Here is a 247-nt window from a genome sequence, read left to right on the forward strand (position 1 = left end):
CTGCCGTATTCGCCGCTCCGAGCAGCGCGCCCTTCCCTCTGGTGGGCGAAGCCAAGGACAGCCAGGTGCAACAGCAAGCCATCGCTCCGCTGGCCGAGAACGGCTCGGAACGTACTCCGGGCGCTCAACGTATCCAACTGGCCGAAGACGGCTCCGACCGCACTCCCGGTGCTCAGCGTGTTCAGCTGGTCGAGGGTGGCTACGAGCGCACCCCTGGTGCCCAGCGTGTTCAGCTGGCCGAAGGCGG

At 67.6% G+C, this 247-nt stretch carries 1 protein-coding gene; it reads left to right on the plus strand.

The features are described 5' to 3' along the window. A partial coding sequence (locus V0R37_RS22940; RefSeq protein ID WP_420376670.1) for a hypothetical protein occupies window positions 1-247 on the plus strand: 247 nt, incomplete at both ends.

This window comes from Pollutimonas rozaliensis (assembly GCF_048751585.1).
Taxonomy (GTDB): Bacteria; Pseudomonadota; Gammaproteobacteria; order Burkholderiales; family Burkholderiaceae_B.